The organism is Halomonas sp. BC04 (genome assembly GCF_000568385.1).
Genome location: NZ_AZQX01000395.1, coordinates 1 through 6,214 on the forward strand (window position 1 = coordinate 1; position 6,214 = coordinate 6,214).

Annotated in this window: 6 protein-coding genes and 1 pseudogene; 2 read left to right on the forward strand and 5 right to left on the reverse strand. The window is 64.6% G+C overall.

All coding sequences use genetic code 11. From position 1 onward, the window contains the following. Positions 1-842: monovalent cation:proton antiporter-2 (CPA2) family protein (locus tag Q427_RS26370; RefSeq protein ID WP_043518442.1), on the reverse strand; the 842-nt coding region annotated here is incomplete at its 3' end. A 147-nt stretch (positions 843-989) separates the two neighbouring features. Next, the gene (locus Q427_RS26375; protein WP_043518443.1) at positions 990-2,273 is read right to left on the reverse strand and encodes a TIGR04086 family membrane protein; all 1,284 of its coding nucleotides are present in this window, start codon (positions 2,271-2,273) and stop codon (positions 990-992) included. A gap of 203 nt (positions 2,274-2,476) precedes the next feature. On the opposite strand from Q427_RS26375, the gene Q427_RS26380 reads away from it, so the two are divergent. Next, positions 2,477-2,656, forward strand: coding sequence for a PLDc N-terminal domain-containing protein (locus tag Q427_RS26380; protein WP_043514813.1), 180 nt, complete (start codon positions 2,477-2,479; stop codon positions 2,654-2,656). 73 nt (positions 2,657-2,729) lie between these two features. Here Q427_RS26380 and Q427_RS26385 read toward each other — a convergent pair whose 3' ends face one another. Together Q427_RS26385 and Q427_RS26390 are read right to left on the reverse strand one after the other, a co-directional pair. Then, positions 2,730-3,278 (reverse strand): GspH/FimT family pseudopilin, encoded by a 549-nt coding sequence (locus tag Q427_RS26385; protein ID WP_051496742.1) that lies wholly within the window; start codon positions 3,276-3,278, stop codon positions 2,730-2,732. Between the two features lie 142 nt (positions 3,279-3,420). Then, complete coding sequence (locus Q427_RS26390; protein WP_043518444.1) at positions 3,421-3,693, reverse strand: PP0621 family protein; 273 nt, start codon at positions 3,691-3,693, stop codon at positions 3,421-3,423. 240 nt (positions 3,694-3,933) lie between these two features. On the opposite strand from Q427_RS26390, the gene Q427_RS26395 reads away from it, so the two are divergent. Further along, positions 3,934-5,565, forward strand: a complete 1,632-nt coding sequence (locus Q427_RS26395) for an NAD+ synthase (RefSeq protein ID WP_043518445.1) — start codon at positions 3,934-3,936, stop codon at positions 5,563-5,565. Between the two features lie 53 nt (positions 5,566-5,618). On the opposite strand, the pseudogene Q427_RS26400 reads toward Q427_RS26395, so the two are convergent. Continuing rightward, positions 5,619-6,214: pseudogene (locus Q427_RS26400) on the reverse strand (outer membrane protein assembly factor BamD); the annotation flags it as partial.

A 6,214-nucleotide genomic window follows, 5' to 3' on the forward strand; every position in this document is an offset into this window, starting at 1 on the left:
ACGGCCATGAAGAACAGCCCCAGCAGCAGGCCGCGGTAGGGCTCGATGTCGGCTTCGATATTGTGGCGGTACTCCGAGTCGGCGAGCAGTACGCCGGCAATGAAGGCGCCCAGGGCCATGGAGAGGCCGGCCAGCTCCATCAGCAGGGCGGCACCGATCACCACCAGCAGGGCGGTGCCGGCGAAGACCTCGCGGCTGCGAGTGGCAGCGGCATAGTGGAACAGCGGTCGCAGCAGGAAGCGTCCTCCGACGATCAGCCCGGCGAAGGCTCCCGCGGCGAGAACCACCTCGCGCAGCAGCGGTGCGGCGCCATTGGTCATCAAGGCATCCGCGGCAAGCAGTGGGACGATGGCCAGTACCGGAATCGCCGCCAGATCCTGAAACAGAAGCAGGGCGAAGGCGTGGCGCCCGTGTCGTGTCTGCAGCTCCTTGCGTTCGCCAAGCAGGTGCAGGACCAGGGGCGTGGAGCAGAGCCCCAGGCTGAAACCGACGACCAGGGCCGCGGCGGGCGATAGCCCCAGCCACCAGGCGGCCAGGGCGAGCAGCAGGGTGGTGACGCTGACCTGAAGGCTGCCGAAGCCGAATACGGCCTTGCGCATCACCCTGAGACGCGAGGGCTTGAGCTCCAGGCCGATCACGAACAGCAGCAGCACGATACCCACCTGGGAAAACTGCAGTACGCCCTCGGCGTCCGGAACCAGGGCCAGCACCGAGGGGCCGATCACCACCCCGGCAGCCAGATAGCCCAGCACCTCGCCGAGGCCCAGGCGTTTGAACACCGGTACGATCAGTACCGCCGCGGCGAGAAAGATCAGCACATTGATCAGCAGACCGCTGGCCAAGGAAGGCACCTCCGAGAGGATAGGGGGAAGGGCATTCTACCGAGGGGGCATGCTCAATGCCAAGCAAGAAGCGGGCCAGAAGATGGGCGACAGGCCGCACAGTTGCCGAAAAGGCCGCGCCGGCGCTAGGCACTTTTCGGACAATGCCTAGTGACTGCGGCGGTGGCCAGCGCTGGAAAGTGTCTCAAGGACGTTGACGCCGATGAAGCCGCTCAGTGCGCCGGTCAGAAAGGCGCCCGCCTCAGTGGCCACCACAACCCCCGGGAGCCCCAGATAGCCGACGCCGAGCACCCCGGCGACATAGGCGATACTGGCCACCAGGAGGCCTTCGACAAGCCGCCGCCGGGTCAGCGCCTGGCGGGAGCCTTTGATGAAGCGGCGCCCATACCCACCCAGGGCGCCCCCGACCAGGGCGGCCAGGATCGGTCCCCAGGGGAAATGCTGCTGGATCACGATTTCACTGCTCAGGCTGCCGGTAAAGGCGCTGACGGTAATGGGGGCCAGCCCCGAGGAGCGCAGGCTGAATGAGGTCGTGGCCTGGCCCGGCGCGAAATGCGCCGCCCCGGTCTCGAGTCGGCCACCACCGTCGAGGGTCAGGGCGACATCGGTGGGCTGCTCCGTGGGCAGCGGCATGCCGTGAGGCGCCAGCCGTACCAGGGTCACCTCGACGTTTTCCAGGCCCAGCCCCAGCACACGGCGCGATGCCGGACGCAGTTCGAGGCGGGGCAGTACCTCGAGCTCCAGGTTGACGTCGGAGATGGTGGATCTGACCTCCAGGGTGGGGTTGGGGGTGGAGGGCAGGAAGCTCAATCGCAGGGTCTGTTCGTGGGCCAGGCCGGGGCCGTCGATGCGAAGGGGCGGCAGCGTGTCCTGAATCGTCAGCCCCCTGAGCCGGATGCGGACTTCGACCGGGTGCTCCAGTTCAAACCCGGCGAGGAGCCGCTCCTCCGACGGTCGCAGCCCGAAGCTCAGTTCGGTGTGATAGGCGCCGCTCAGAGGGTTCCAGACGGCCGGTATCGGACTGGCCGCAAGGGTCAGGCGCAGCCAGACGGCTGGCAGTGGCGACGGCTCGTCGACCGCCTGATCGTCGGCTTCGATGTCGAGCGGTGGTGATGGAATGACCAGGCCATTCGGCAATGTCAGGGGTTCATCGGAGGTGACCCGCAGGGTCTCGATCTCGTCACTCTTGATGACGAAGGGGCGGGATTCAGGTGCGGCCAAGCTGATCCGCCCCTGCTCCTGGCGGAGTTGTGTCATCTCGGTGATATCCTCGCCGTGCAGGTCGGTGACCCTGAGTCTCTCCACCGTCTGGTCCCAATCGAGCAGGAGGCGCTCATCCGCTGCGGATGGCGGTGCGCTGGCGCCTGCCGCGACGGCCAGGAGCGAAAGGAAGATGGTCGTGCGCCAGTTGACATTGAGGTGCAGCGTCATGCGATGCCTGCGATCTTGACTCGGCTGCGCTCTGGTGAGACAAGGGTCCCTGATGCCATGGCATCGGGAGGCGTGTCTCGCTGCCGCCGCAGAGTGGTTTGAGGCGTGGCGATACTCACTTGCAGTATAGTCCAGTGGAGGCCACCCCCATGACGGTGGTGGTCTGAGCAAATGTGCGACTCATCGAGCAAAGGAGATGTCTGATGGGAATCGAAGTAGGCGGTCTGCTAGGCCTTATCTGGCTGATTATCGTCGTTTGGGCCATCGTCAAGGTGGCGAAGAGCCCGGCCGGCCCGGTGGCCAAGCTGCTATGGATCATTGTGCTGTTGCTGTTCCCGCTGGTGGGGCTGATCGTGTGGCTGTTGATGGGCCCCAAGGGTTAGGTTCTGCCCCAAAGCTGGTTGCGCCTTCGCTTGTCGACTTTATTTCAGGCAAAGCCGAAGTATTCGAGTCTTCTCAGCAGGTCGCTCCGTTATCCACCCGCACGCGACCGAAGTTGCTGACGACGACAGTGGCACCGGTGTCGTGCCGGCCGCAGATCGTGAAGGTGCCGTTGTGCCCGGCTGGCCGTCCCAGGGGGCCGTAGCGCACCGGCCGACCATCCTGGCGATAGCTGAGCGAGACGACACGGCTGTCGTCGAGAATCCGGAGCACCTCGTCGCTGCCGATTTGGCCCCCCTCGGCCCGGCCCCGGATTACCACCAGCGGCGCCGTCCAGTCGTCGTTGTTGCAGCTCAACTGGTCGTGGCTGGGGCAGACGGTGACGGTGGCGCGGCGGGCGATGGCCGTATTGCGAGCCAGCGCCAGTGCGGTCTTGATCCGCATCACTTCGGCTGATACCTCCTGGCGAGCGCTCAGTGTCTGGAAGGCGGGAATGGCCCAGCCAAACAGCAGGACCATGACCGCAATGGCGACCAGCAGCTCGGCCAGGGTCAGGCCCTGCTGCCCGGCCTGGGAACAGGAGCCGCCGGGCAAGGCGGCGCCGATTGAGGAGTCCGTTCGCATGGTGCTCTCCCGGAGTGAAATCCCTTGTCACATGGGTTTTTTCACTCTAGTCGGGTCTGGCGAGCGTTCCGTAAGCGATTTCTGACAGAGAGTGTAAGCATCCTGCCGCACTGGCCGTGTGCGAATGGCGGCAGTGGTGCGCTTACTCCTCGGGCTTCTCGGGCTTCTGCTCCTGCAGGTAGCGATCGCGGTGGGCGCTGGAGCAGAACCACTCGCCCCGGTCGCGCAGGGCCTCGGTTTCCGGTACGTGCACCTGACACCAGCGGCAGCGAACCATCTGGCCACCCTCCTGACGTGTGTCATCCTCAAGCAGTTCTTCCTGGCCGAGCTTCCACTCACGGTACATGCGGTAGAGTTTGAGGCCGGCAAAGAACAGCACGGCGAAGATGATCAGGCGAATGAGCAATAGATTCATCCTTTTCTGGCTCCCTGGTGAGGGGGTGTCTACTAAGCTAATACGCTAGCCGTGGGGTATTGAAACCAACCTCAACGTGCTTGTTTAAAGCGCGTAAACCATGGTTTTTCTTCTGGTTTCACACTGCCGGGCTGTCGCTCGCGAGGTTTGCATACGCCCACCGGGGCTAGCGGCTTTGCCAGCCGGACCCCCTTGCGGGACAATATGAATACATTGGATTCTCAAGAGATTTCTACGCCCATGCAAGACTTGACGCTGGTAATGGCTCAGTTGGACCCGCTGGTGGGGGACATTCCCGGCAATGCCGACCGGGCCATCGAGGCCGTTCGTGAGGCACGTATCGAGCATGGTGCCGATATCGTGGTGTTTCCCGAGCTCTATCTCAGCGGTTATCCGCCGGAGGACCTGTTGCTGCGGCCTTCCATGGAGACCCGCTTGCGCGCAGCGCGTTCCCGCATGGCCGCCAAGGTGGTACGTGACGTGCTGGTGATCATCGGCTACCCGGGGCGCCGGGAGGGGAATGGCTACAACCTGGCGGGACTGCTCTACAACGGTGAGTGGCTCGACGAGTACGCCAAGCAGGTGCTGCCCAACTATCAGGTGTTCGATGAGCGGCGCTACTTCGCCACCGGCGAGCGGAGTCTGGTCATCGAGCACAAGGGGGCGAAGCTCGGCCTGTTGATCTGCGAGGACCTGTGGGATGGCGCACCCGTGCGGACGGCCCGCGATGAAGGCGCCGAGATCCTGATTACCCTCAATGCTTCGCCCTACCATCAGGACAAGCCGGCCGAGCGCCTGCGCCTGCTCGAGCAGCGTGCCGCCGAGGTGGGGTTGCCGGTGGTCTACGTCAACACCATCGGCGGGCAGGACGAGCTGGTGTTCGATGGTGGTTCGGCCTGCGTCGATGGCAGTGGCGCCTTGCGCGTATTGGCCCCCTACTGGCAGGCGGGCCTGATGCCGGTCCAGTTCGTGCAGGAGGCGGGGCGGTGGGTGCCGCAGGAGGGGGAGATCGAGCCTCCGGAAGCGCCGGAAGAGAGCCTCTATTGTGCCCTGGTCAGCGGTCTTCGCGACTACGTCAACAAGAGTGGTTTCGATGGCGTGGTGATGGGGTTGTCCGGTGGCATCGATTCCGCCCTGTCGCTGGCGATCGCCGTGGATGCGCTGGGCCCGCAGCGGGTGCAGGCGGTGATGATGCCTTATCGCTATACCGCCGATATCTCCCGGGAGGATGCCGCCGAGCAGGCTCGGCTGCTGGGTGTCGGCTACCAGGTCCTGCCCATCGAGCCCATGGTCGATGCCTTCATGGAGACCCTGGCCGATACCTTCGCCGGTACCCAGCGGGATACCACGGAAGAGAACCTGCAGTCGCGCTGTCGCGGTGTGCTGCTGATGGCGATCTCCAACAAGAAGGGGCTGATGGTGCTGACCACCGGCAACAAGAGCGAGATGGCAGTGGGCTATGCCACGCTCTATGGTGACATGGTCGGCGGCTTCAATGCCCTCAAGGATGTCTACAAGACCTGGGTCTATCGGCTGGCTCGCTGGCGCAACACCCAGTCACCGGCGATACCCGAGCGGGTCATCGAGCGCCCTCCCTCTGCTGAGCTGGCGCCGGACCAGAAGGACAGCGACTCGCTGCCCGACTACGATGTGCTCGATGCCATCCTGATGTGCTACATCGAGGGCGACATGAGCGCGGAGGCGATCATCGAGGCTGGCTATGATACTGACGACGTCTATCGAGTGGTTCAACTGGTCGACCGCTGCGAGTACAAGCGGCGCCAGGCGCCGGTAGGGGTGCGGGTGACGCCACGGGGCTTCGGTCGCGACCGTCGCTACCCCATCGTCAACGGCTGGCAGCCGGGCGAGTAGGGCGAAAAAAAACCGCGATGAGCCCATCGCGGTTTTTTGGCACAGGTTGCGACTCAGGCCGAAAGCGATTCGGCGCTGACATGCTGCGGTCGGAAGGTGCGGCCGCGCAGGCGCTCGTTGCCCGGGTCGTTCTCGATCAGCACCTGCAGCACCTCGCGGGCGCGGTCGCGCATGTCGAGGCCCAGGTAGCCCTCGACCATCACCGCCAGGGCATCACGGGTGGCTTCGGCCTCGGGGAAGTTCTCGACCACCCAGCGACCGCGCTCCACGGCTGCCAGGTAGGCACCCTTGCGCAGATAGAAGTCGGCGACATGGAGCTCGTGCCGTGCCAGCAGGTTGCGCAGGTAGATGATGCGCTGCTGGGCATCGGGCGCGTACTCGCTGTCGGGGTAGCGGCTGACCAGTTCGCGGAAGTCGGTATAGGCATCCCGCGAGGCACCAAGATCACGCTTTGAAATGTCGATCAGGCGCAGTCGCTCCAGGCTGAACCGGCCTGCCTGCCAGGAGGAGAGTCCGCGCATGTAGAGCGCGTAGTCGGCCTGTGGGTGGGTGGGGTGCAGGCGAATGAAGCGGCTGGCTGCGGCGCGGGCGGTCTTCCCAGTCATTCGTCTCGTAGTAGGCGTAGATCAATTCAAGCTGTGCCTGTTCG